Source organism: Streptomyces sp. CBMA29, from assembly GCF_014596445.1.
GTDB lineage: Bacteria > Actinomycetota > Actinomycetes > Streptomycetales > Streptomycetaceae > Actinacidiphila.
Genome location: NZ_MECL01000182.1, coordinates 37,175 through 60,117 on the forward strand (window position 1 = coordinate 37,175; position 22,943 = coordinate 60,117).

Sequence of the window (22,943 nt, forward strand, 5' to 3'; positions counted from 1 at the left end):
CTCAGGACTCCTTGGCAAGGGCGCGGGTCAGGCCGAGGCCGACCGCGGCGGCGACGGCGGCAAGCGCGGCGCAGACGAGGAACACCTCGCGGAACGCCCGCGTCCCGTCCAGGCCGCGGGCGGCGATGACCGACGCGGTCGCGGCGACGCCGAGCGCGCCGCCCAACTGCCGCGCGGTGGTGGTCATGCCGACACCCGAGGCGAACTGCCGGGGCGGCAGTGATGTCGCGGCGGCGGTGGACAGGGCGGTGAGCGTGGCCCCGAAGGCGGCGCCGCCGACCAGGCCCATGGGCAGCCACAGCGCCAGGAAGCGGGTGTCGGTGCCGAGTTGGGACCAGGTCCAGACGCTCACCGCGGCGAAGGCGGCCATGGACACGGCGACGACGGCGGGCAGATGGTGCGGCCGGGCGCGCTTGCCGACCACCAGGGCGGCCACCGCGGAGGTGAGCGCGCCGGGTGTGAGGGCGAAACCCGCCTTGAGGACCGAGTAGTGCCACACGGCGGTGAGGAACAGCGGTCCGCAGAGCATCCAGGCGAAGAGCGCGGCCCCGGCGAAAGCGGCGGCGGCGGAGGCGACGGCGAAGGTGCGGTTGCGCAAGAGGCCGGTCTCGACGGCGGGCGTCACCTGGCGCGTGGAACGGACGAGCGCCACGACGAGCAGCGCCGCGCCGCACCATGTGCTGCCCACAGTGGCCGCGGACGCCCAGCCCCAGTCGCTGCCCTTGCTGAGGCCGAGCACCAGCAGGCCGATGCCCAGGGTGACGGCGAGCGTGCCCAGTGGGTCGGGCAACCGCCGTTCCGCGCCGGTGCGTTCCGGCAGGCCGCGCAGCCCCGCGGCCACCAGGACGATGCCCACCGGCACATTGATGAGGAAAACGGAGCGCCAGCCGAAGGCGTCGACCAGCAGACCGCCCAGGCTCGGCCCGGCGGCGCTGGCCATCGAGCCCGCGGCGCCCCAGACGCCGATCGCCGCCGCGAGCCCGGCGGGGGGCGTGGTGGCGAGCAGCAGCCCCAGTGCGGCCGGGATCATCCCGGCCGCGGCGGCGCCCTGGAGGGCGCGGGCGGCGATCAGCCAGGGCAGGCCGGGCGCGGCGGCGCACAAGGCGGAGGCGACCGTGAAGCCGGTGAGCGACAGCAGGAAGACGCGCTTGCGGCCGAAGGCGTCGGCTATCCGTCCCGCGGGGGTGAGCAGCGCGGCGAAGAGCACCGCATAGCTGCTCACGACCCACGACAGGTCGGACACGCGGTCGGCGGGGAAGCTCTCGGCCAGGTCGGGGAAAGCGACGTTGACCACGGTGGTGTCGAGGAACGCGATGAAGGTGGCGCCCGCGCTGAGCAGCAGGACGATCCCCGGTCTGACGTCCGGGGTCCGTCCTGAGCCGTGCGGTGCGGGGAGGGTGGAAGCGGGGGAGGACATGAGCCGTCCTTGCCTTGGCAGCGAGAAACATACTGGGAGTACATACTGGCGGTATGAAAATACATACCGAAGGTATGTGCGTGTCAAGAGTGGATACGCCCTAGGGTGGGAAGGGCATCGCGAACGACAGGAGGGCGCCGCCGTGGCAGCACCGCGCACAGGCACCGGAAGCGGGACGGGCACCGTCCCGGCCCGCAGGGCGGCGGCACGCCCCACGCAGCGCGAGCGGTCGGACGCCACTGTCGAGGACCTGCTCACCGCGGCCCGCGCGCTGTTCGCCGCAGAGGGCTACGCGGCCACCTCGCTGGACGCGGTCTGCGAGCGGGCGGGCGTCACCAAAGGTGCCCTGTACCACCACTTCTCCGGCAAGAAGCAGCTCTTCAGCGCCGTCTACACCCGCGAGCAGGAACGTCTCGCCCACCGGATCTCGACCGCGTACCTCCAGGTCACCGACCCGTGGGAGGCGGTCCACGAGGGCAGCCGCGCCTATCTGGAGGCGTCCTTGGACCCCGAGGTGCAGCGCATCACGCTCTTCGACGCTCCGGGCGCGCTCGGCTGGGAGGCGATGCGCGACCTCGGCGTCAACTGCCGCCAACTCACCCTGCGCGGTGTGAAGTACGCCATCAAGGCGGGCGCGATCTCGCAGCGCCCCGCCGACCCGCTGACGTCGATGCTCTACGGCGGACTCAGCGAGAGCGCGATGGCGATCGTCAGGGCCGACGACCCGCCGACCGCCCTGGCGGAAGCCCTCGCCGACCTGCGCAAGCTCTTCGACGCGCTCGCCGCGAAGGGCTGACGGCGCCGTGCCACGGGCCGTGGGCGCCGACAGCGGACTGCGCCGCGCACCGGTGCAGCAGCGCAGCACCGAACGTCTGGAACGCATCCTCGACGCCTGCGCCCGGCTGTTGGACGAGGGCGGTTACGAGCGCCTCAGCACCCGCGCCGTCGCCGCCCGCGCGGGCGTCCCCATCGGGTCGGTCTACCGTTTCTTCTCCGACAAGCGCGCCCTCGCGGACGCCCTCGCCCACCGTAACCTCGACGAATTCCTCGACCGTACGGCCGCGCGTCTCGCGGAGCCCGGCACCGACCCCGACTGGCGCACGGCCGTGAACATCCTGGTCGACGAGTACACCGCCATGAAGCGCACCGCGCCCGGTTTCGCGCTGGTCGACTTCGGCGTGCCGGGCGAGACCAATCACGACCTCGCCGACCGGCTGCCCGCGCTGCTCGGCGAACGGCTCTCGGCCGACCCCTCGGAACCCCGGCTGCGGCTGGCCCTGGTGATCGCCGTCGAGACGGCGGACGCCGCGCTGCAACTCGCCTTCCGCACCGACCCGTCGGGCGACCCCGGTGTGATCTCCGAGACGAAGGCGCTGATCCGGGCCTATCTCGCGACCGTCCTGGACTGACCTCCCCTAGCCTCCCCGCACCTCACCCGGCCTCCCTCGGGCCTCCCCGAGCCTCCCGCTTCGGCCACGAGCCAGCCGGGCACCCGCTCCCGCAGCGCCTCCGCACCCGCTCCCGCAGCGCCCTCGCAGGGTCCGACGCCCGCTCCAGGGGTCGTTGTCAGTACCGCCGGGTAATGTCGAAGACGACCGCGCGCCACCGTCGCCGCCCGTCCAGGGGAGTCCCCGATGACCCGAACCGCCCTGCGCATCTGTCCGCTCTGCGAGGCCACCTGCGGCCTCACGCTGTCCGTTGATGACGGACGGGTGACGCATGCCCGCGGCGACCGGGACGACGTGTTCAGCGCGGGCTTCATCTGCCCCAAGGGCGCCGCTTTCGGCGCGCTCGACGCCGACCCCGACCGGCTGCGGCGCCCCCAGGTGCGCCGCGAGGGCCGGCTGACCGAGGCGACGTGGGACGAGGCGTACGCGGCCGTCGCCGCCGGGATCGGCGCGGTCACCGGCACGCACGGCGGTGACGCGGTCGGCGTCGTCCTCGGCAACCCCAATGTGCACACGATGGCGGGCGGCCTCTACCCCGCGCAGCTCATCGGCGCGCTGCGCACCCGCAGCGTCTTCACCGCGAGCACGCTCGACCAGATGCCCAAGCACGTGTCCTGCGGCTACCTCTTCGGCGACCCGAACGCGATCCCGGTGCCCGACCTGGACCGCACCGACCATCTGCTGCTCATCGGCGCCAACCCGCTGGTCTCCAACGGCAGTCTGGCCACCGCCGCCGACTTCCCCGGCAAGCTCAAGGCACTGCGGCGGCGCGGCGGCAGACTCGTCGTCATCGACCCGCACCGCACCAGGACCGCCCGCGCCGCCGACCGCCATGTGGCGCCCAGGCCCGGCACCGACGCCGCCCTGCTGCTCGCCATGGTCCGGACGCTGTTCGCCGAAGGACTCGCGGATACCGGCGAACTGACCCCGTGGCTCAGCGGCGTGGCCGAGGTACGCGACCTGGTGACGGATTTCGCGCCGGAGGCGGTCGCCGCCTATTGCGACGTCCCGGCCGATGACATCCGTTCCCTGGCGCGCGAGTTGGCGGCGGCCGACCGCGCCGTGGTCTACGGGCGGCTCGGCAGCACCGCCGTGGAATTCGGCACCCTGGCGAGCTGGGCGGTCGACGTGCTCAACGCGTTGACCGGCAATCTGGACCGGCCGGGCGGCGCCATGTTCCCGCTCGCGGCCACCGGACGGGCGCCCCGGCCGCCCGGCCCCGGCAAGGGATTCCGGGTCGGCCGCTGGCACAGCCGGGTCTCGGGACACCCCGAGGTCAAGGGTGAACTGCCCGCCGCCGCTCTCGCCGAGGAGATCGACACCCCCGGGGACGGCCGGCTGCGGGCCCTCGTCGTGGTCGCGGCCAACCCGGTGCTGTCCGCCCCCGACGGCCTGCGGCTCGACCGAGCCCTGGACGGTCTGGACTTCATGGTCAGCGTCGATCCGTATCTCAACGAGACCTCGCGCCACGCCGATGTGGTGCTGCCACCGCCCCCGCCCGCGCAGAGCGCGCACTACGACTTCGCCTTCAGCACGCTCGCGGTCCGCAACACCGTCCGCTACAGCCCGCCCGCGGTGCCGCTGGAGGACGGGCTGCTGGACGAACCGGAGATCCACGCCCGGCTGATCCTGGCCGTCCTGGGACAGACCCGTGGCCAGGGAGCCGACCCCGCGCTCGTGGACGAACAGGCGGTGGTCCGCAAGCTCACCGCCGAGACCGGCGACCCGCACTCGCCGGTCCACGGGCGGGACATCGCGGAGCTGTCCGCCGCGCTCGGCGGGAGCACCGGATACGAACGGCGGCTCGACATGATGCTGCGCCTCGGCCCGTACGGCGAGGGCTTCGGCGCCGACCCCGACGGCCTCACTCTGGCGAGGGTCCTGGACCGGCCGCACGGCATCGACCTCGGCCCGCTGCGCCCGCGCGTGCCTGAGGTGCTGCGGACACCGTCCGGCACGGTCGAGCTGGCGCCCGAGGCCGTCGCCGCCGATGTGCCGCGGCTGCGGGCCGCGGTGGCGCGCGGCGCGGACGGCGACGGCCTGGTCCTCATCGGGCGCCGCCATCTGCGGTCCAACAACTCCTGGATGCACAATGTGCCCGCGCTCACCGGCGGCACCAACCGCTGCACGGCGCAGATACACCCCGACGACGCGGCCCGGCTCGGCCTGGCCGACGGAGCGCTCGCCCTGATCAAGGGCGACGGCGGGGAGATCACCGCGGCCGTCGAGATCACCGACGCGCTGCGCCCCGGAGTGGTCAGCGTGCCGCACGGCTGGGGTCACGACCGCGAGGGCACCCGGCTGACCGAGGCGGCCCGCGAACCGGGCGTCAACGTCAACCAGTTGCTCGACGGCACCCGGCTCGACCCGCTCTCCGGCACGGCCGTGCTCAACGGATTCCCGATACGGATGGAGGCCGTCCGCTGACCCGCGCCGCGCCCGTGACACGGCCGGGTGACACGGCCCCGCCGGGTGGTGTGACACCCGGACAGCGGGGCACAGGACCCCTGGGCGCGGGCCGCCCGGGGAGGGCGGCCGGACGTCACGGGCACGGCCCGGCCCCGCGCGGAGCCCGGGGCGCCGGGCGGTTCCGGCGGGACGTGACTGACGGCACGCGGCGCACCCTGGCCACAGAAAACTAACGGCGCTAGTTTGGGCGTCGGACGCAGAGCGGTGACCCCGGAGGGCAGCAACGGTGGACGGTACGGCACAGGGCGCACAGGACCTGGTGACATCGCGCGACGCCCAGTACATCGGCGGGAAATGGCGCCCCGCGGCGGGCGGCGGCCGGATCGACGTCGTCGACCCGGTGACCGAGAAGGTCATCGGACAAGTGCCCGCGGGCACCGCGGAGGACGTGGACGAGGCCGTACGCGCCGCGCGCGCCGCCCTGCCCGGCTGGGCGGCCACCCCGCCCGCGGAACGCGGCGCGATACTCGGCGCGGTACGCGACCTGATGGCGGCGCGCCGCGAGGAGATCGCCGCGACCGTCGCCGCCGAACTGGGCGCGCCGCCCGCCTTCGCCGCCGCCGTCCACACCGACATGCCCACCGCCGTCATGGGCGGCTTCGCCGCGCTCGCCGCCGGGCACGCCTTCGAGGAACAGGTCGGCAACTCACGGGTGTTCCAGGAGCCGGTCGGCGTCGTCGGCGCGATCACCCCGTGGAACTACCCGCTGCACCAGGTCGTCGCCAAGGCCGCCCCCGCACTGGCCGCGGGCTGCACCGTGGTGCTCAAGCCCGCGGAGGACACCCCGCTGGTCGCCCAGCTCTTCGCCGCGATCCTCGACGAGGCCGGGCTCCCCGCCGGAGTCTTCAACCTGGTCACCGGACTCGGCCCGGTCGCCGGACAGGCGCTCGCCGAGCACCCCGGCGTGGACATGGTCTCCTTCACCGGCTCCACCGCGGTCGGACGGCAGATCGGCGCCACCGCGGGCGCCGCCGTCAAGCGCGTCGCGCTCGAACTGGGCGGAAAGTCCGCGAACGTCATCCTCCCCGGCGCCGACCTCGCCCGCGCCGTCAACGTCGGCATCGCCAACGTCTTCGCCAACTCCGGCCAGACATGCAGCGCCTGGACCCGGATCCTCGTCGACTCCGCGCGCTACGACGAAGCCGTCGAGGCGGCCACCGCGGCAGCCGCCAAGTACGTACCCGGCGAACGGCTCGGCCCGGTCGTCAACGCCAAGCAGCGCGAGCGGGTGCGCGGCTACATCCGGCGCGGCACCGCGGAGGGCGCGCGGATCGTCGTCGGCGGCACCGATGCGCCGGACGGACTGGAGACCGGCTACTACGTACGCCCCACCGTCTTCGCCGACGTCGACCCCGGTATGACGATCGCCCAGGAGGAGATATTCGGCCCGGTCGTCGCCCTGATCAGGTACGAGGACGAGGACGACGCCCTGCGCATCGCCAACGGCACGGTCTACGGGCTCGCGGGCGCGGTCTGGGGCGCCGACGAAGCGGAGGCCGTCGCCTTCGCCCGCCGGATGGACACCGGACAGGTCGACATCAACGGCGGCCGGTTCAACCCGCTGGCGCCCTTCGGCGGTTACAAGCAGTCCGGAGTCGGCCGCGAGCTGGGCGCACACGGCCTGGCGGAGTACCTCCAGACCAAGTCCCTCCAGTTCTGACCGCAGGACCGCCAGAACCGGCAGGACCGCCCCGTTCACGCCCGCTCGTCCGCATCCGTCCGCATCCGGATCCGGATCCGCTCGCAGCCCCGCACCCAGGAGACCTCGTGGTACGCGCAGCCGTCCTGCCCGCCGTCAACGCGCCGCTGGCCGTCGCCGACATCGAGCTGCCCGGACCTGGACCCGGACAGGTCCGGGTCCGGCTGGCGGCGGCGGGCGTGTGCCACTCCGACCTGTCGCTGTCCAACGGGACGCTGCGCCAGCCGGTACCCGCCGTCCTCGGTCACGAGGGCGCGGGCACGGTGGTGTCGGTCGGCGACGGCGTCGGCCATCTCGCCCCCGGCGACCGCGTGGTCCTCAACTGGGCTCCCGCCTGCGGCGACTGCCACTTCTGCGGTCTCGCCGAGCCCTGGCTGTGCGCCAACTCCGCCACGGCCGCGGCCAGTCCGTACGCCACGCTGGCCGCCGACGGCAGCCCGCTCTACCCGGGCCTGGGCACCGCCGTCTTCGCCGAGGAGACCGTGGTCGCCGCGGGCGCGGTCCTGCCGCTCCCGGACGGCGTCCCGCTCACCGACGCCGCGCTGCTCGGCTGCGCCGTACTCACCGGCTACGGCGCCGTGCACCACTCGGCGCGGGTCCGTACCGGCGAGAGCGTCGCCGTCTACGGGGTCGGCGGCGTGGGGCTCGCCGTGCTCCAGTCGGCGCGGATCGCGGGCGCCGAGCGGATCATCGCGGTCGATGTCGCGCCCGCCAAGGAGGAGTTGGCGCGGGCGGCCGGCGCCACCGACTTCGTCGTCTCCGGGGACGACACGGCCAAGCGGATCCGCAAGCTCACCGACGGCTTCGGCGCCGACGCGGCCATCGAGTGCGTGGGCCGCGCCGACACCATCCGCACCGCCTGGTCCTCCACCCGCCGCGGCGGCCGTACGACGGTGGTCGGCATCGGCGGCCAGGACCAGCAGGTCACCTTCACCGCGCTGGAACTCTTCTACTTCGGCCGCACGCTCTCCGGCTGCGTGTACGGAAACTGCGACCCGGCCGTGGATCTGCCGGTGCTCGCCGAGCACGTACGGGCGGGTCGCCTCGATCTGTCCGCCATGGTCACCGACCGCATCACGCTCGACGGCATCCCGGCGGCCTTCGAGGCGATGACCGCCGGGCGCGGCGGCCGTGCGCTGGTGGTCTTCTGACCGGTCGGGCCGGATTCCGGCAGGACCGCGGCCCCACCGAATTCAGCGGGCGCCGTCGCAACGCTTATGCCTACGCCTACGCCTGCGCGCCGTCGACCATCGCCAGCCAGTGCCGGTGGGTGCCGTCGAAGGGACCTGTGCCCTGCGCCACCGCCGTCATCAGCCACGCGGCGGAGGATTCGGCGGCGCCGATCACATCGGCGGGGTAGCCGTACAGCACCTGGTGTTCGGCGAATTCGTCCTCGTCGACCAGGATCGGCAGGTCGGCGCCGCGTTTGAGCAGGACGTCCAGGTCGAGGTCGACCATGGTGACCTCGGCGGGGGACGGCCACCGCGGCGGGGTGCTGATGTCGCAGTAGATCTCGGTGCGGCGGGGCGCCGCGTTGAAGGTCGCCGTCCACCACGCGTCGCGCGGGAAGAGGATGATGTGCGCCTCGGGGACCGGGATCTGGGGGATGTGGCCTTTGCGCACCAGGCCGAAGCCGGGGAGGCCGAGCCACATGCCGTGCTCGTCCTCACCGAGCCGCCGCATTCGCAGATTCCAGTGCAGAGTGCCGTCGTATTTGCGGTAGTTGACCTGGACGAAGTCGGGCTCGGGGCCCTGCGGGACCGGTTCTGACATGGCACCATCCTGCCAGCAGGCGCGGCCGGTCCGCCCCCGGATTTCCCGCCTGGAGGCCACCCGTTCCGGGGCTCACGCCGGTGCGGTTCCCGGGTCCGCGAGCGCCTCGAACTGCACGGCCAGACCGTCGATCAGCGCGCGCAGCCCCGTCTCGAAGGCGCCGCTGTCGATCTGCCGCTGGTGCTTGGCGAGGAGGTGGGCCTGGCCGAGGTGCGGATAGTCGGCGGGGTCGTATACGTCCGCGTCGCCGACGAAGCCGCCGGCGAAGGAGCCGAGCGCGGAGCCGGTGACGAAGTAGCGCATGAGGGCGCCGATCCGGGTGGCGTGGGCGGGCGGCCAGCCCGCCTCGACCATGCCGCCGAAGACGGCGTCGGCCATCCGCAGCCCGGCGGGCCGCAGGCCGGGCCCGATGGCGAGGAACGGCACGATGTGCGGGTGGTCGGTGAGGGCGGCGCGGTAGGAGCGGCCCCAGTCGAGCAGCGCCTGCCGCCAGTCCCTGCCGTCACCGAACATCGACAGGTCGACCTGGGTGACGACGGTGTCGGCCGCCGCGTCGAGGATGGCTTCCTTGGTGGCGAAGTGGTTGTAGAGCGAAGGCCCGCTGACGCCCAGTTCGGCCGCGAGCCGCCGGGTGGACAGGGCCGCAAGACCCTCCTCGTCGATGAGGGCGAGGGCCGCCGTGACGATCCGGTCGCGGCTGAGCAGGGGCTTGCGGGGGCGGGCCATGCGGCACATAGTAGAGGCTGCCGCCCCGAAACTAGCGGTGGTAGTTTCAAAGGATCGTCCGGACGATCGTGGGATGCGGTGACGACGCAGTGAACCTTGAGCTGACCGAGGAGCAGGCCGCCGCCAAGGAGCTGGCCAGGGACTTCACCGAGCGCGAGATCACGCCGAACGCGGTGGCGTGGGACCGCGCCGAGAGCGTGGACCGCGCCATCGTGAAGAAGCTCGGCGCGCTCGGCTTCCTCGGTCTGACCGTCGACGAGGAGTACGGCGGCTCCGGCGGCGACCACCTCGCCTACTGCCTGGTGACCGAGGAACTGGGCCGCGGCGACTCCTCCGTGCGCGGCATCGTCTCGGTCTCGCTCGGCCTGGTCGCCAAGTCGATCGCGCGCTGGGGGAGCGAGGAGCACAAGCGCGCCTGGCTGCCCCGGCTCACCTCGGGCGACGCGGTCGGCTGCTTCGGGCTGACCGAGCCCGGCACCGGTTCGGACGCCGCGAATCTCACCACCCGCGCGGTACGCGACGGCGACTCGTACGTGATCACCGGCAGCAAGATGTTCATCACCAACGGCACCTGGGCCGATGTCGTCCTGCTCTTCGCCCGCACCGGCCGCGCCGACGAGGGGCACAAGGGCGTCAGCGCCTTCCTGGTGCCGACCGACACGGCGGGCCTGACCCGCCGCGAGATCCACGGCAAGCTCGGGCTGCGCGGCCAGGCGACGGCCGAGCTGGTCCTCGACGGCGTCCGCGTCCCGGCCTCCGCGATGCTCGCGCCCGAGGGCAAGGGCTTCTCGGTGGCGATGTCCGCGCTGGCCAAGGGGCGGATGTCGGTCGCGGCGGGCTGCGTCGGCATCGCCCAGGCGTGCCTGGACGCGGCGGTGGCGTACGCGGGGGAGCGCGAGCAGTTCGGCGCGCCGATCGCCGGACGCCAGCTCGTCCAGGAACTGCTCGCCGACATCGCGGTGGACGTGGCCGCGGCCCGGCTGCTCACCTGGCGGGTCGCCGACCTGATCGACCGCGGGCTGCCCTTCGCCACGGAGTCCTCGGTCGCCAAGCTCTACGCGAGCGAGGCCGCCGTGCGCTGCGCCAACAACGCCCTCCAGGTCTTCGGAGGCTACGGCTACATCGACGAGTACCCGGCGGGCAAGCTGCTGCGGGACGCGCGGGTCATGACGCTGTACGAAGGCACCAGCCAGATACACAAGCTGCTGATCGGACGGGCGCTGACCGGCGTATCGGCGTTCTGACCGCAGGCCGCGGCCCCGTACGGCGCCCCGTACGGCGCCCCGTCCCGCTTCGACGTCCCGCTTCCACGCCCTGCCTCGGCGTCCCCCTGCCCTGGTCACGACAAGTGGCGAGTGACCGCTTAGTATCTAAGCGCTTGCTCAGCCCCGCGATAAGGTGGCGGCTGTGACCGGCGGGTGAGGAGCGTGCGATGAGCGTCGAGGCGACAACCGGCGAGGCGTGGGGGGACATCAGCCCCGACGCCGCGAGGCGGCTGGTGATCGCGGCGGTGCAGGCGTTCGCCGAGCGCGGCTACCACGCCACGACCACCCGCGACATCGCCGGGCGCGCGGGCATGAGCCCCGCCGCGCTCTACATCCACTACAAGACCAAAGAGGAACTGCTCTACCAGATCAGCAAGGTCGGCCACCTGCGTTCGCTCGCGATGCTCTCCGAGGCCAGGGACGCCGACGGCAGCGCGGCCGAACGGCTGGAGAGCGCCGTACGCGCCTTCGTCCGCTGGCACGCCGAGCACCACACGACCGGGCGGGTCGTGCAGTACGAACTGGGCGCGCTCGCCCCCGAGCACCACGCGGAGATCGTGGCGCTGCGGCGGCAGAGCGAGGACGCGATCCGCACGATCATCAAGGACGGCGTGACGGCCGGCGAATTCGACGTCCCCGAGGTCTCCGGGACCACGCTCGCCGTGCTGTCGCTCTGCATCGACGTGGCCCGCTGGTTCAACCCCGGGGGCCGCAGGACCCCGGACGAGGTCGGCGCGCTCTACGCCGACCTCGTGCTGCGCATGGTGCGGCCCACGGCCTGAGGGCGCGACCGCCCGAACGCGCCTGAGGACAGCTGTCCGAACGCGCCTACGGACAGCTGCCTGAACGCCGCTACGGCTCTAGAGATAGAAGCGGGCCACCGTCTCCGCCACGCACACCGGCTTGTCGCCGCCCTCGCGCTCGATGGTCACCTTCGTCACGAGCTGGATGCCGCCGCCCACCTCGGTGACCTCCGCGACCTCGGCGGTCGCGCGGAGCCGGGAGCCGACCGGCACGGGTGCGGGGAAACGCACCTTGTTCACGCCGTAGTTGACGCCCATCCTCACGCCCTCGACCAGCAGGAGCTGCGGGGTGAGGGACGGGATCAGGGAGAGCGTCAGATAGCCGTGCGCGATGGTCGTGCCGAAGGGGCCGAGCGCCGCCTTCTCCGCGTCGACGTGGATCCACTGGTGGTCCCCGGTGGCCTCGGCGAACAGGTCGATCCGCTTCTGGTCGATCTCCTGCCACTCGGTCCAGCCGAGCTTTTCGCCGACGGCGGCGCGCAGTTCGTCCGGCGAAGCGAAGATGCGGGGCTGCGACATGGGGTGGCCTCCAGAGGCGGTCCGGTACGGCGCGCTACGGGTTTCCAAGCGCTTGCTCAGCGACTCTCAGCATGGTTCGGGGGCCGCCGGGTGTCAATCGCCGCCGCGCCGCGGGCCGCCGCGCCGTCCGCCGCCCGTCCGCCGATCCCGTACCCCCGGTCCCGTACCCCCGGCTCCGGCGTCGCTACCAGACCTCCGGCCGCCGCCCCGCCCACGGCCTGGCCCGTTCCAACTGCGCCGACAGCGACACCAGCGTCGCCTCGTCGCCGTACCGCCCGCCCAGCATCACGCCGATCGGCAGCCCCGCGTCCGTCCAGTGCAGCGGGACGCTGACCGCGGGCTGGCCCGTCGCGTTGTACAGCGGGGTGAAGGGCGTGAAGGCGGCCATCGCGTCGAATTCGGCCGCCGGGTCCGCGTCGTCGCGTATGCCCCCGACCAGGGCGGGCGGCTGCGCGAGCGTCGGCGTCAGGATCACGTCGTACGACGTCAGGAGCGCGTCCGCGATGAGCTGGCCGAGCATGCGGAAGACGTAGAGGGCGCCCGCGAAGTCCAGCCCCGACACCTTGCCGCCCGCCGCCCGCAGATGCCGGGTCAGCGGCATCAGCACGTGCTCCTCGCCCGGCGGGACCGGCCGGGCCGCGGCCATCACCGACCAGACCGCGTTGAACGCCTGCCGCACCGAGTCGTCCACCGGCAGGGCCATCTCGTCCACGTCGTGGCCCAGTTCGCGCAACAGCCCCGCCGCGCCGTCGAGCGCGGCCCGGCAGTCGGGGTGCAGCGCGACGCCCGGCACCGGCGGATCCGCGAGCGCCACCACGCGCAGCGGCCCCGGCTCGCGGCGGGCGTGGGAGAGGAAGGTCTCGCCGGGCGGCAGCGAGGGCGCCCCGTACGGGGCGCCGGGCTCGGGGCCCGCGAGGATGTCGAGCAGCGCCGCCGCGTCGGCGACGGTACGGGCGATCGGGCCCGACGTACTGAGCCCGCTCACGTCGTGCAGGACGGGACCGCCGCTGACCCGGCCACGGCTCGGTTTTATGCCGAACAGCCCGCAAACCGAGGCCGGGATACGGATCGAGCCGCCGCCGTCGCTGCCCTGCGCGACCGGCGCGAGGCCGCCCGCCACCGCCGCCCCGGCGCCACCGCTCGAACCGCCCGCCGACCGGTCCAGGTCCCAGGGCGTGCGGGCGGGCGGCGCCAGCCGGTTCTCGGTGTAGCAGGGGAGCCCGAACTCGGGGGTGTTGGTCTTGCCGAGCAGGATCGTGCCCGCCTTGCGCAGCCGGGCCGCCACATGGTCCTCGGCGTCCGGTACGTGCTCCGCGAAGGCCGCGGAACCGAAGGTGCAGCGCACACCGGCCACCAGGTTCAGGTCCTTGACCGGCACCGGGACGCCGTGCAGCACGGGCAGTTCGTCGGCCGCGCCCTCGCGCCGCGCGGCCAGCGCCCACGCCTCGGCCTCCGCGGCCTGCTTGCGGGCGACCTCGGGCGTCACGGTGATGAACGCGCCGAGCGTCGCGTCGAGCCGGTCGATCCGCTCCAGATAGTGCTCGGTCAACTCGACCGGCGACACCGCCCCCTCGCGTACCGCCGCCGCCTGCTCCACCGCCGTCAGATCGTGCAACTGGGCCATGCCCGCTCCCGCCTTCCGCCGCTCGTACCGCCGCTCGTACCGCCGTGCGCCACGCGTCGTGCGCCGCGATCCTCGCACTACCGGCGGGTAGCGGCCAGCCCCTCGCCCGACCTGGTCACCCGCCCGGGACCCGTCACGCCTGATGACCACGGCCGCGGTCTTTCGTCGAGGCGTCGAGGAGTCACGGCGTCCGGTGTCACCGTCACCATGCCGCGACCTGGGCGGTTCCGCCCGCCGACCGGTGACGGCCGACGCCCCGCGGTCGGCCACTGTCGGCCACTATGGAGCGGAGCCGACGGGCCAAAACGAATGGCACCCGCCCTCCCGATCGGGGACCATCGCGAAGGCCCCCGCCCGTCTGTGAACGACCAGCACCGCCAAGGAGCCACATGAGCCTGCGCCACCACGAGATCGCCGAGGCGGACAACCGCATCCTCAACCCCCTCAGCCAGGAGAAGCTGCGGCTGCTCGGTGAGATCTGCCGGTTGAAGGAGGGGCAGCGGCACCTCGACCTTGCCTGCGGGAAGGGCGAGATGCTGGCCGGCTGGGCGAAGCGGTACGGCACGGGCGGTGTCGGGGTCGATCTCAGCGAGGTGTTCCTGACGGCGGCGCGCGAGCGGGCCGCGGAATTCGGCGTTTCGGAGAGAGTGAGCTTCGAGCGCGGCGACGCCGGGAAATACCAGCCGGAGCCCGCCGCCTTCGACATCGTCTCGTGCCTCGGCGCCACCTGGATCGGGGACGGCCTCGCGGGCACGATCGACCTGCTGCGGCCCGCCCTGCGCCCCGGCGGGCTGATGCTGATCGGCGAGCCGTACTGGAACGAGACACCGCCGGAGGAGGCGTACGAGGCCCTCGGCGCCGAGCCGGACGACTTCGCGTCGCTCGGCGGCACCCTGGACCGCTTCGAGGCGGCGGGCGTCGACCTGGTCGAAATGGTGCTGGCCGACGGCGACAGCTGGGACCGTTACTACGCGCCCCAGTGGTTCGCGATCTCCGAATGGCTCCGCCGCACCCCCGCCGACCACCCCGACGTACCGGCCATGCGCGAATTCCTCGACCACCAGCGGCGCGGCCATCTCGCCTACGGCAAGCGCTACTTCGGCTGGGGCGTCTTCATCCTGCGCCCCCGCTGACCCCTGCGCGCCCCCGCTGACCCCTGCGCCCCCGCCGACCGCGCGCGCCCCCCGCCGACCCCTGCGCGGGATGTGCGGGAAGTGAAAAGCTGACGCATGTTCATCTTCCGGGGAGGGCGTACCGGCGGTAACGTCCGGGGACTGGTATCCGGAAGGAGCAGACATGCCGCTGCGGACCCCACGACGGATCGGCAAGCTGGGCAGGATCGGCAAGTGGAGAACGGCGACAGCCGCGGCGCTGCTGGCGCTCGGGGCCACCTTGGTGGCCCCGTTGCCGCTGGCGGCGCAGGCCGCGGACAACTCGGGCGACTACTGCGCGGGACAGTGCTCGGACATTCTGCCGCCGGGCGAGAACGGCAACGCCACGCTCGCGGACATTCTGGCGAACAAGGTGCTCGGGACACGCCCCGCGCACACCTCTGACCAGCTCGGACCGTATTCGTCGCTCGCCGACGGATACCCGGGGCTGACCGACGCGACCCTCGGCAACTTCTTCAACAGTTCGTCCTTCGGCGTCCCTTCGGGCCAGGTCGCCTCGGTGATCAGCCCGCGCTCGGACGTGACGATCACCCGCGACAAGGCGACCGGCGTCCCCCACATCAAGGGCACGACCAGGCAGGGCACGGAGTACGGCGCCGGATACGCGGCGGCGCAGGACCGGTTGTGGCTGATGGACCTCTTCCGGCACGTCGGACGCGGCGAACTGTCGTCGTTCGCGGGCGGCGCGGCGGCCAACCGCGGCCTGGAGCAGGAGTTCTGGCGGCAGGCCCCGTACACCGAGGCCGACCTCCAGGACCAGGTCACCCGGCTGGCGAACAGCGGCGGCGCCCGCGGCCAGCAGGCGCTCGCCGACGCGCAGGCGTACGTCGACGGCATCAACGCCTACATCACGCAGTCCAAGAACGGCCGTTACTTCCCCGGCGAGTACGTCCTCACCGGGCACGTGAACGCGATCACCAACGCGGGCACGATCGACCCGTTCCAGCTCACCGACCTGATCGCGCTCGCCTCGGTGATCGGCGCGCTGTTCGGCACCGGCGGCGGCGGAGAGGTGGAGTCCGCGCTGTCGCTGCTGGCCGCGCAGCAGAAGTACGGGGTCACCGAGGGCACCAAGGTCTGGGAGTCCTTCCGCGAGCGGGACGACCCCGAGGCCACGCCCACCGTGCACGACGGCAGCAGCTTCCCGTACGCCGGCAAGCCCGCGCAGGCCAAGGGCCAGGCGCTGCCCGACGCGGGCTCCGTCGTACCGGAACCGCTGGTCTACGACGCGACCGGCGGCGCGAGGCAGGCCACCACCAAGAGCCCCGGAGTGCTGCCGAGCAACCTCTTCTCCGGCGACGCCACGAAGAAGGGCATGTCCAACGCCCTCGTGGTCAGCGGCGCGCACACCGCCAGCGGCCACCCGGTCGCCGTCTTCGGTCCGCAAACCGGCTATTTCGCGCCACAGTTGCTGATGCTCCAGGAGTTGCAGGGCCCTGGCCTCAGCGCGCGCGGCGCCTCCTTCGCGGGCCTGGGCATGTACGTGGAACTCGGCCGCGGCCAGGACTACGCCTGGAGCGCGACCTCCGCGAGCCAGGACGTCACCGACACCTACGCAGTGGAGCTGTGCCAGGACTCCACGCACTACGTGCTGCACGGCGCGTGCGTGCCGATGGAGAAGCTGGAACGCACCAACTCCTGGTCGCCGACCGTCGCCGACTCCACGGCGGCGGGCTCGTACCGCATGCAGGTCTGGCGCACGGCGTACGGCCCGGTGCAGTACCGGGCGAACGTCGGCGGCAAGGCCGTCGCCTATACGGCGCTGCGCAGTTCCTACCGGCACGAGGCCGACTCGATCCTGGGCTTCCAGGAGCTGAACGACCCCGGTTTCGTGCACGACGCCGCCTCCTTCCAGCGGGCGACGCAGGACATCAACTACACCTTCAACTGGTTCTACGCGGACTCCCAGCACACCGCGTACTACAACAGCGGCACCAACCCGGTCAGGGCGGACGGTGTGGACCCGTCGTTCCCGGTGTGGGCGCAAAGCGCCTACGACTGGCGCGGCTGGGACCCGGTGACCAACACCGCCTCCTACACCCCGCCCGCGCAGCATCCGCAGTCCGTCGACCAGGACTACTACGTGTCGTGGAACAACAAGCAGGCCAAGGGGTACACCTCGGCGGGCTTCGGCAACGGCTCCGTGCACCGCGCCGACCTGCTGGAGGACCGGGTGAAGGCGCTCACCCAGGCGGGCGGCGTCACCCGCGCCGCGCTCACCAAGGCCATGGCGGACGCGGCGCTCACCGACCTGCGCGGTGAGGACGTTCTGCCCGACCTGCTCCAGGTGATCAACAGCGCACCGGTCACCGATCCCCAGGAGGCCACCGCCGTACAGCAGTTGGAGGCGTGGAGCACGGCGGGCACCAAGCGGCACGAGACCTCGCCCGGCTCGCACACGTACGCCAACGCGGACGCGGTACGGGTGATGGACGCGTGGTGGCCGCTGCTGATCGCGGGCGAGTTCCAGCCCGGCCTCGGCAGCGACCTCTACAACGCGCTGGCCGCGAACCTCGCGATCGACGAGTCGCCGTCCGCGGGACACGGGCCGACCGGCGCGCACGCGGGCAGCGCCTTCCAGTACGGCTGGTGGTCGTACGCCGACAAGGATCTGCGCAAGGTGCTCGGCAAGCCGGTGCAGGGCGCGCTCGACCAGACGTACTGCGGTGGCGGCCAACTGACCGCCTGCCGGGACATGGTGCTGTCCACACTGAAGCAGGCGGCGGCCGTCCCGGCGGCCACCGTCTACCCGGCCGACGACAGCGGCTGCTCCGCCGGTGACCAGTGGTGCGCCGACTCGATCGTCCAGCGTCCGCTGGGCGGTGTCACGGACGACCGGATCGCGTGGCAGAACCGGCCCACCTTCCAGCAGGTGGTGGAATTCCCTTCGCACAGGTGACAAGTCCCGCTCAGGAGTGAGCTCTTGAGCGGTTCGCGGTGACAGTCGCGGGCCGGGTCCTCAGCCGGGGATCCGGCCCGCGGCGCGCAGCACCAGGCGGGCCAGCTCCTCGTGGCAGATGTCGCTGTGCGCGCCGGACGGCGGGCCGCCCGAGCACACCACCGCGGACGCGTCCACGCTCACGCAGCCGGTCCTAGGCAGCTCACCGGCCAGGGCCCGCTCCAGGGTCAACTCCGGTGCGCCGTACAGGGCTTGGAAGCCGTCGTGGCCCAGCGCGCCCCAGCGTTCGCCGAAGCCGAGCAGATCCGCCCCCGCGTGGGCGATGTCACCCAGCAGCGACTCGTCCTCGCCTGCGAGCCGCGAGGCCAGCGGGTAGAACACGCCGAGCGCCTGGTCGTGCCGCGAATGGCAGGCCACCAGGGGCCCGGTGACCCGCTGTTGCCTGCCGTGCAGCGCCCCGCCCCGCGCGTCGAAGGGCTGCGGGCCGCTGAACGCGTAGTGCGAGAGGGCCCCTTGGAGCAGGGTCACCGACGAGACCCGGAGAGTGGGCGGCATGCCGTCCAGCGCGAAGGACACCAGCCGCGCGCCGAAGCTGTGCCCGATCAGATGGACCCGGACCGAGGGCGCCCTGCGCGCCAGCACCCCGAGCAGCGGCCCGAGCCCGCGCTGCCCGACGGTCCCCGCGCGCCGCTTCATCGCGTAGTACGTGGCCTGCCGCAGCAACTCCTTGGCCCCGTCCCACACGCGCTGGCCGAGCCCGCCGAACAGCGCCTCGCCGGAGGCCGGTGGGCCTGGTGGGGCCGGGGTGACCTCGGCGCCCGCTGTCGCCAGGGCGTCGGCCAGCGAGAGGCAGGTGGTGACGGGATCCTGGGTGAACAGGAGTGGCTCGGCGCCGGACGCGGTGCCCATGTCCTCGGCGATGAGGTTCTGGGCGGCGCCGCCTTGGGCGTTGGGCCCCTGTGCGGCGGGCGCGGCGCCCGGACTCGGCGGCAGTCCGGTGAGGGTACGGACCAGCGCGGCGAATTCGTCCAGCCGTTCGGGCGCCGCCGGCCGCTGGGCCAGCAGTTCCGCGATCCGGTCGAGCGTCGGTCCGCTGCCGGGGAAGACGTCGCCGAGTGCGGCCTTGGTCAGGGGGTCGAGCGCGGTCCTGGTCAGGGGGTCGAGCGCGGTGCCTGACGCGGCGGCGCCGTCCGTCACGGGCGCGGCGAGCGTCGGGGAGGTGCGCGGGAAGTCGGTGCGCGGGAAGTCGGGGATGGGCTCGTCGCTGAAGCGCATCGACGGCCAGTGCACGCCGACGTAGCCGAAGCGGAGGTCCGGCGCGGTGGCCAGCAAGCCGGGGAAGTAGCCGAAGAAGCCGTCGTAGAGCGCGGACGCGGTGGCGATGTCGTTGTTCCAGCCGTGCGAGAAGACCACCAGATCGGTCCGGTCCCCGACCGCTTCCAGCAGCGCGTCCCGCTGCCGGGGGTCGGGGTCGCCGTCCGCGTCGAAGGTCAGGTCCCAGTACGGCCGGACGCTGGTCACTGAGGTGCTGGTCACGGCCATGGCGCCCCCCTGGAAATACGCCGTGATGGTGCGGTTCGCCCGCATCATCCCGACAGGGCCCGGTGTCGTCCATCCCCCGGACGGCTGAATACGCACCGGCTACGTACGCGGCGCGCGGCCGGGAGCACCGCTCCGGCGTCCCGGGCACGCCTCCGGCGCCCGGTCCGGTACTACCGGATTGCGTGACCGACCGCTTAGTATGCGAAGGAGTCGAGCCGATCCGAGCCGAGTCGAGTCGAAGGAGACACGATCGTGGTCGTGGAAGCAGTGCGCGGCGCCCGGGTGGTCGTCACCGGGGCGGGCGGCGGCATCGGAGCCGCCCTCGCCCGCAGATTCGCCGCCGAGGGCGCCCGGGTCGTGGTGAACGACCTGGACGCGGACGCCGCCCGCGCGGTCGCCGACGAGATCGGCGCGGCCGTCGTCCCCGGCGACGCGTCGGGCATCGTGCCCGCCGCCCGCACCGCGCTCGGCGGCGGCGTCGACATCTTCTGCGCCAACGCCGGGGTCGGCACCGGCGGCGGCCCCGAGGCGGACGACGCCGCCTGGGAGCTGGCCTGGGACGTCAACGTCATGAGCCACGTCCGCGCCGCCCGCGCCCTGCTCCCCGAATGGCTGGAGCGCGGGCAGGGCCGTTTCGTGTCCACCGTCTCGGCGGCCGGACTGCTGACGATGATCGGCGCGGCCCCGTACTCGGTCACCAAGCACGGCGCGCTCGCCTTCGCCGAATGGCTCTCGCTCACCTACCGGCACCGCGGCGTCCATGTGCACGCGGTGTGCCCGCAGGGCGTGCGGACCGCGATGCTCCGCTCCACCGGGGTCGCGGGCGACCTCGTGCTCGCGCCGAACGCCATCGAGCCCGAGGACGTCGCCCAGGCGGTGCTCGACGGCATCGCGGCCGACCGCTTCCTGATCCTGCCGCACCCCGAGGTCGCCGGTTATTACGCGGCCCGCGCCGCGGAACCCGGCCGCTGGCTCCGCGGCATGAACAAACTCCAGCGCAGCTACGAGGAGTTGCGGGCGAAGGAAGCGGGACAGGCCGAGGACACCGGGGTGGCCGGGCAGGCCGAGGACACCGGGAAAGCCGAGGACACCGGTAAGACCGGACAGGCCACGGAATCCGCCACCACCCCCGCGCGGGAAGGGGAACCGGCATGACCGCCTACGCCGACCAGCCCTGGCTCAAGCACTTCACCGACGAGCAGCGCGAGGACGTCGAGCACCCGCCGTCCGTCCTGCACACCTTCCTCGACGTCGCCGCGCGGATTCCCGACCACCGCGCGCTCTTCTACTTCGACGGCGCGCTGAGCTACCGCGAACTCGACGCCCTCTCCGACGGGTTGGCCCGGCATCTGGCCGCGCGCGGCTTCGCCCCCGGCGACCGCCTCGCGATCATGCTGCAAAATGTGCCGCAGTTCGTCGTCGGCCTGCTCGCCGTGTGGAAGGCGGGCGGCACCGTCATCCCGGTCAACCCCATGTACAAGCAAGGGGAGTTGGCGCACATCCTGACCGACGCCGGGGCCACCGCGATCCTCTGCTCGGAGCGCGCCTGGCAGGGATACGTCCGCGCCACCGTCGTCGACTCGCCGGTCCGTATCGCGCTGACCGCCAGCGAATTCGACCTCCAGACGCGCGACGACAGCCGCGTACTGACCGGGGAACGGCCGCTCGCGCAGGCCGGTGAGGGTGCGGACGACGTGCTCACCGCCGCCCGCGCCGCGGCCGGACCGCGCCCCGGCGTCCCGCTGCCCGCCGCCTCCGACATCGCGCTGATCAGCTACACCTCGGGCACCAGCGGCAAGCCCAAGGGCGCGCTCAACACACACGGCAACATCTCCTTCAACGCCCACCGTCAGGTGCGCGTCCAGGACCTCGGCGAGGACGCGGTGATCTTCGCGCTCGCGCCGCTCTTCCACATCACCGGCGTGGTCTGCCAGGTGTCGGCGGCGCTGGCAGGCGGTCACACCGTGGCGCTCGCGTACCGCTTCGAGCCGGGTGTGGTGCTCGACGCCTTCCGTGAGCACCGCCCGACCTTCACGGTCGGCCCGGCCACCGCCTTCATGGCGCTGCTGGCCGGGCCGGACGCCACCGCCGCGGACTTCGCGTCCTTCCGGCTGATCGGCTCGGGCGGCGCGCCGCTGCCGCCCGCCGTGGTGGAATCCTTCCGCGTCCGCTCCGGCGGCCTCTACCTCGCCAACGGTTACGGCCTCACCGAGTGCACGGCCCCCTGCGCCAGCGTCCCGCCCGGTGTCGAGGCGCCCGTCGACCCCACGTCCGGCACTCTCGCCGTCGGCGTCCCTGGCCCCGGCACGATGGTCCGCATCCTGGACGACGCGGGCGCCGAGGTGCCCTTCGGTGAATCCGGCGAGATCGCCGTCACCGGACCGATGGTCGTACCGGGCTACTGGAACCTGCCCGAGGAGTCCGCAGCGGCCCTGCCCGGCGGCGAGCTGCTGACCGGCGACATCGGCTTCATGGACGAGGACGGCTGGCTCTACGTCGTCGACCGCAAGAAGGACATGATCAACGCGTCCGGCTTCAAGGTCTGGCCGCGCGAGGTCGAGGACGTCCTCTACACCCACCCCGCGGTCCGCGAGGCGGCCGTCGTCGGCGTCCCCGACGCCTACCGCGGCGAGAGCGTCAAGGCGTACGTCAGCCTGCGGCCCGGCGCCACCGCGGGGCCCGAGGAGATCGTCGCCTACTGCAAGGACCGCCTCGCGGCCTTCAAATACCCGCGCGAGGTCGAAGTGCTCGGCGACCTCCCCAAGACGGCCACCGGGAAGATCCTCCGGCGCGAACTCAAGGTCCGGGCCGGATAGGGTTCCAAACCGGCCGGAATGTGCGTCGCTTTGTCGGTACGGCGCCACATCGGTTCACCGGTAGGTCGGTACGCGGATTCGCGAATCCGCGGATACGTGGGCACGTGGGCACGTGGTACGGAAAGAGGTCAGGCCATGGCACGCAATGCGACGGGCGGCGGCAGCGGCGGCTCCGGCGAGGGCGGCACCGCCGCGGTACCCGAGCGGCTGCTCGCCGAGGCCACCCGGCTCTTCGCCGAGCGCGGCTACGACCGCACCTCCGTCCAGGAGATCGTGGAGGCCGCCGGGGTCACCAAGGGCGCGCTCTACCACTACTTCGGCTCCAAGGACGATCTGCTGCACGAGATCTACGGCCGGGTGCTGCGGCTCCAGACCGAACGCCTCGACGCCATCGCCGCCCGCGACACCGCCGTGCCCGACCGGCTCGCCGAGGCCGCCGCCGACGTCGTCGTCACCAGCATCCAGAACCTGGACGACACCAAGATCTTCTTCCGCTCCATCCACCAGCTCGCCCCGGAGAAGCAGAAGGCGGTACGTGCCGAACGCCGCCGCTATCACGAGAAGTTCCGCTCCCTGATCGAGGAAGGCCAGCGCGGCGGGCACTTCCGCGCCGACCTGCGGCCCGACCTCGTGGTCGACTTCTTCTTCGGCTCCGTGCACCACCTCGGCACCTGGTACCACGCGCAGGGCCCGCTCTCCGCCGAACAGGTCGCCACCGAATTCTCCGACCTGCTGCTGCACTCGGTGCGGCGGCACTGACCCGCTGGGAGC

The 22,943-nt window shown here is 72.9% G+C and carries 17 protein-coding genes and 1 pseudogene; 12 read left to right on the forward strand and 6 right to left on the reverse strand.

Annotated features, from left to right (window positions below; all coding sequences use genetic code 11):
- Position 1: 1 nt before the first annotated feature.
- Entirely contained in the window at positions 2 to 1,417 is a 1,416-nt protein-coding gene (locus BGM09_RS24190) for a DHA2 family efflux MFS transporter permease subunit (protein WP_188283798.1), read from the reverse strand.
- A gap of 142 nt (positions 1,418 to 1,559) precedes the next feature.
- Here BGM09_RS24190 and BGM09_RS24195 point away from each other — a divergent pair, with 142 nt between their 5' ends.
- The 5 genes from BGM09_RS24195 to BGM09_RS24215 all read left to right on the forward strand — a co-directional run bounded on the left by BGM09_RS24195 (position 1,560) and on the right by BGM09_RS24215 (position 8,184).
- Positions 1,560 to 2,213, forward strand: a complete 654-nt coding sequence (locus BGM09_RS24195) for a helix-turn-helix domain-containing protein (RefSeq protein WP_317452875.1) — start codon at positions 1,560 to 1,562, stop codon at positions 2,211 to 2,213.
- Positions 2,214 to 2,220: 7 nt separating this feature from the next.
- Complete coding sequence (locus tag BGM09_RS24200; RefSeq protein ID WP_188283799.1) at positions 2,221 to 2,826, forward strand: TetR/AcrR family transcriptional regulator; 606 nt, start codon at positions 2,221 to 2,223, stop codon at positions 2,824 to 2,826.
- A gap of 225 nt (positions 2,827 to 3,051) precedes the next feature.
- Complete coding sequence (locus BGM09_RS24205) at positions 3,052 to 5,292, forward strand: molybdopterin oxidoreductase family protein (RefSeq protein ID WP_188283800.1); 2,241 nt, start codon at positions 3,052 to 3,054, stop codon at positions 5,290 to 5,292.
- A gap of 301 nt (positions 5,293 to 5,593) precedes the next feature.
- Entirely contained in the window at positions 5,594 to 6,994 is a 1,401-nt protein-coding gene (locus BGM09_RS24210) for an aldehyde dehydrogenase family protein (protein ID WP_188283848.1), read from the forward strand.
- A gap of 107 nt (positions 6,995 to 7,101) precedes the next feature.
- Positions 7,102 to 8,184, forward strand: a complete 1,083-nt coding sequence (locus BGM09_RS24215) for a zinc-binding dehydrogenase (protein WP_188283801.1) — start codon at positions 7,102 to 7,104, stop codon at positions 8,182 to 8,184.
- Positions 8,185 to 8,260: 76 nt separating this feature from the next.
- Here the strand turns inward: BGM09_RS24215 and BGM09_RS24220 are convergent, their stop codons facing one another.
- A complete protein-coding gene (locus tag BGM09_RS24220) occupies positions 8,261 to 8,806 on the reverse strand; it encodes a DUF402 domain-containing protein (protein WP_188283802.1) in 546 nt (181 codons plus the stop codon).
- A 72-nt stretch (positions 8,807 to 8,878) separates the two neighbouring features.
- Complete coding sequence (locus BGM09_RS24225; RefSeq protein ID WP_188283803.1) at positions 8,879 to 9,532, reverse strand: TetR/AcrR family transcriptional regulator; 654 nt, start codon at positions 9,530 to 9,532, stop codon at positions 8,879 to 8,881.
- An 89-nt stretch (positions 9,533 to 9,621) separates the two neighbouring features.
- On the opposite strand from BGM09_RS24225, the gene BGM09_RS24230 reads away from it, so the two are divergent.
- Together BGM09_RS24230 and BGM09_RS24235 are read left to right on the forward strand one after the other, a co-directional pair.
- Positions 9,622 to 10,776: an acyl-CoA dehydrogenase family protein gene (locus BGM09_RS24230; RefSeq protein WP_188283804.1), complete on the forward strand. Its 1,155-nt coding sequence runs from the start codon at positions 9,622 to 9,624 to the stop codon at positions 10,774 to 10,776.
- Positions 10,777 to 10,964: 188 nt separating this feature from the next.
- A complete protein-coding gene (locus BGM09_RS24235) occupies positions 10,965 to 11,579 on the forward strand; it encodes a TetR/AcrR family transcriptional regulator (RefSeq protein WP_188283805.1) in 615 nt (204 codons plus the stop codon).
- Between the two features lie 78 nt (positions 11,580 to 11,657).
- Here the strand turns inward: BGM09_RS24235 and BGM09_RS24240 are convergent, their stop codons facing one another.
- Together BGM09_RS24240 and BGM09_RS24245 are read right to left on the reverse strand one after the other, a co-directional pair.
- A complete protein-coding gene (locus BGM09_RS24240; RefSeq protein WP_188283806.1) occupies positions 11,658 to 12,119 on the reverse strand; it encodes a MaoC family dehydratase in 462 nt (153 codons plus the stop codon).
- 184 nt (positions 12,120 to 12,303) lie between these two features.
- The gene (locus BGM09_RS24245) at positions 12,304 to 13,743 is read right to left on the reverse strand and encodes an amidase (protein ID WP_188283807.1); all 1,440 of its coding nucleotides are present in this window, start codon (positions 13,741 to 13,743) and stop codon (positions 12,304 to 12,306) included.
- A gap of 389 nt (positions 13,744 to 14,132) precedes the next feature.
- Between BGM09_RS24245 and BGM09_RS24250 the strand changes: the two genes are divergently transcribed.
- A complete protein-coding gene (locus BGM09_RS24250) occupies positions 14,133 to 14,876 on the forward strand; it encodes an SAM-dependent methyltransferase (RefSeq protein ID WP_188283808.1) in 744 nt (247 codons plus the stop codon).
- Between the two features lie 163 nt (positions 14,877 to 15,039).
- Positions 15,040 to 17,814: a penicillin acylase family protein gene (locus BGM09_RS24255; protein WP_188283809.1), complete on the forward strand. Its 2,775-nt coding sequence runs from the start codon at positions 15,040 to 15,042 to the stop codon at positions 17,812 to 17,814.
- 60 nt (positions 17,815 to 17,874) lie between these two features.
- On the opposite strand, the gene BGM09_RS24260 is transcribed toward BGM09_RS24255, so the two are convergent.
- The gene (locus BGM09_RS24260) at positions 17,875 to 19,356 is read right to left on the reverse strand and encodes a serine-threonine protein kinase (RefSeq protein WP_188283810.1); all 1,482 of its coding nucleotides are present in this window, start codon (positions 19,354 to 19,356) and stop codon (positions 17,875 to 17,877) included.
- A 258-nt stretch (positions 19,357 to 19,614) separates the two neighbouring features.
- On the opposite strand from BGM09_RS24260, the pseudogene BGM09_RS24265 reads away from it, so the two are divergent.
- From BGM09_RS24265 to BGM09_RS24275, 3 genes and pseudogenes are all read left to right on the forward strand, one after another.
- Positions 19,615 to 20,376: pseudogene (locus BGM09_RS24265) on the forward strand (SDR family oxidoreductase); the annotation flags it as partial.
- Between the two features lie 131 nt (positions 20,377 to 20,507).
- Positions 20,508 to 22,172, forward strand: coding sequence for an AMP-binding protein (locus BGM09_RS24270; RefSeq protein ID WP_188283811.1), 1,665 nt, complete (start codon positions 20,508 to 20,510; stop codon positions 22,170 to 22,172).
- Positions 22,173 to 22,307: 135 nt separating this feature from the next.
- Positions 22,308 to 22,931 (forward strand): TetR/AcrR family transcriptional regulator, encoded by a 624-nt coding sequence (locus BGM09_RS24275; protein ID WP_188283812.1) that lies wholly within the window; start codon positions 22,308 to 22,310, stop codon positions 22,929 to 22,931.
- The last annotated feature ends 12 nt before the right edge of the window (positions 22,932 to 22,943 follow it).

Coding starts and splice junctions, on each gene's coding strand:
- BGM09_RS24235 (WP_188283805.1), top strand. CDS start 10,965: ATGAGCGTCGAGGCGACAACCGGCGAGGCGTGGGGGGACATCAGCCCC.
- BGM09_RS24190 (WP_188283798.1), bottom strand. CDS start 1,417: ATGTCCTCCCCCGCTTCCACCCTCCCCGCACCGCACGGCTCAGGACGG.
- BGM09_RS24205 (WP_188283800.1), top strand. CDS start 3,052: ATGACCCGAACCGCCCTGCGCATCTGTCCGCTCTGCGAGGCCACCTGC.
- BGM09_RS24255 (WP_188283809.1), top strand. CDS start 15,040: ATGCCGCTGCGGACCCCACGACGGATCGGCAAGCTGGGCAGGATCGGC.
- BGM09_RS24225 (WP_188283803.1), bottom strand. CDS start 9,532: ATGGCCCGCCCCCGCAAGCCCCTGCTCAGCCGCGACCGGATCGTCACG.
- BGM09_RS24275 (WP_188283812.1), top strand. CDS start 22,308: ATGGCACGCAATGCGACGGGCGGCGGCAGCGGCGGCTCCGGCGAGGGC.
- BGM09_RS24220 (WP_188283802.1), bottom strand. CDS start 8,806: ATGTCAGAACCGGTCCCGCAGGGCCCCGAGCCCGACTTCGTCCAGGTC.
- BGM09_RS24245 (WP_188283807.1), bottom strand. CDS start 13,743: ATGGCCCAGTTGCACGATCTGACGGCGGTGGAGCAGGCGGCGGCGGTA.
- BGM09_RS24250 (WP_188283808.1), top strand. CDS start 14,133: ATGAGCCTGCGCCACCACGAGATCGCCGAGGCGGACAACCGCATCCTC.
- BGM09_RS24270 (WP_188283811.1), top strand. CDS start 20,508: ATGACCGCCTACGCCGACCAGCCCTGGCTCAAGCACTTCACCGACGAG.
- BGM09_RS24260 (WP_188283810.1), bottom strand. CDS start 19,356: ATGGCCGTGACCAGCACCTCAGTGACCAGCGTCCGGCCGTACTGGGAC.
- BGM09_RS24240 (WP_188283806.1), bottom strand. CDS start 12,119: ATGTCGCAGCCCCGCATCTTCGCTTCGCCGGACGAACTGCGCGCCGCC.